Source organism: Actinoallomurus acaciae (assembly GCF_042429965.1).
Classification (GTDB): domain Bacteria; phylum Actinomycetota; class Actinomycetes; order Streptosporangiales; family Streptosporangiaceae; genus Actinoallomurus; species Actinoallomurus acaciae.
In genome coordinates, this window is the sequence record NZ_JBHLZP010000969.1 from 1 (window position 1) to 1608 (window position 1608).

The following is a 1608-nucleotide window of genomic DNA, read 5'->3' on the forward strand; positions in this document are numbered from 1 at the left end:
CTACTTCGTCGAGGGCCTGGGCGCGGCCCAGTTCGCCCTGCCCGGCGCGGTCGACCGGCTGCGCGCCACCCAGCGACCAGAAGACGATCACGCCCGCGCCCTGGTCCTCGCCGCGACCGATCCGGCGAACCCGTACGGCGCCGCCCTGCCATGGCCCGAACGCCCGGGCGAGGCCGCGAGCGGCCACAAGCCGGGCCGCAAGGCGGGCGCCCTGGTGGTCATGGTGGAGGGCAGCCTGGTGCTGTACGTCGAGCGCGGCGGCAAGACCCTGCTGTCCTGGGAAGAGGGCGACCTGCAACCGGCCGTCGACGCCCTGGCCCTCGCGGTCCGCGAGGGCGCCCTGGGCCGCCTCACGGTCGAACGCGCCGACGGCGAGTCGATCAACGACTCCCCCTTGGCGGCGGCGCTGGAGGCGGCCGGCTTCCACCCGACCCCCCGGGGCCTTCGCCTGCGCGCCTGACCCGACGGCCCCGCGTGGCGTTGTCCACAGGCAGCCGTTCACACCTCGAAACGTCCTTGCGGCCGGGATATTGTTCCCTCAGCAAGGAAAGGGGAAAGGTGCGATGGCGGTCTCAGTGAATTCTTTATATAAATATCCAGGATACGGTCCGGTCGACTTAGCCACCGGCCTTCGAGTGCCGAAGGAATACCGGCATGCGCCCGTTCTCCCCCGGGCTACTCGGTGATCACCGCGAACAGGACCAGGAAGGCACGCAGGTCCGGACGATGCCCGCTGTGCCGCGGTCCGGTGCTCATCGGTCAGCACATCGCCCGCCTGGGGCTCACCTGGGTTCACACCGGCTGCGCGATAGCGCGCATGTAATCACAATCCAAGGATCACGAGTGAAAGACGACACGAGTTCGCACCATTATGCGCGGGCGGTCCCGGCGAATCAGGAGACGGGGTGGTCGATCAATTCGTCGGCGCCGAGGCCGCGTGGCGGGCCCTAGGCCCAATGGAGGAAGGCATTTCGGTCCCTGAGCCGATGATCGCCGTTCAACGCGTGGTTAGCGTCAGGCCGTATGAACATCGACGGCACGCTCGACGAGGCGTACGAACGGCTGCATCGGACCGGTCCGGAGTTCGAGGGCTGGCTCTCCAACCACGGTCCGATGGCGGCGGAGTCCATGGTCCGGCGGGGGCACGCACGCGAGGTCCACCGCTGGCTCGACCGGTACGTGCGCCGGCTGGACGAGGTGCCGCGCGGCACCTCGCCGGTCACCGCCGACGGCTGGCGTACGGCGCTGGGAGATCCTCATCGTCTCGGTGACTGGCTGGCGTTCTTCGAACGTGAGGTGACCGAGCGGCCCTGGCGTACGGTGCTGGAGACGTGGTGGCCGCGGCTGCTGCCCGGCATCGCGGCCGGCGCCACCCACGGAGTGATCCGTACCGGTCACGCGGTCCACGCCCTGCTGGACCACGAGGACGGGCCGCGTCTGGCCGAGCTCGGCCAGGCCCTCGGCTACTGGGCGGCGCGCTGGCAGCGGGTTCCGTCGGCCGTCCCGTCCGGGACCGCCGGTCCGGCGTCCGCGCTCGCCGCCGTTCCGCGTGTGCCCGACCAGCAGGCGGGCATCAACCACCGGCTCGGCCAGCTCACCGACCTGGCC

General features: G+C 70.6%; 2 protein-coding genes. Both read left to right on the forward strand.

Annotation, left to right across the window (positions count from 1 at the left end):
- On the forward strand, positions 1 to 460 hold a 460-nt coding region (locus tag ACFFNX_RS49455), incomplete at its 5' end, for an Lhr family helicase (RefSeq protein ID WP_446678571.1).
- Between the two features lie 563 nt (positions 461 to 1023).
- Positions 1024 to 1608: questin oxidase family protein (locus ACFFNX_RS49460; protein WP_378213422.1), on the forward strand; the 585-nt coding region annotated here is incomplete at its 3' end.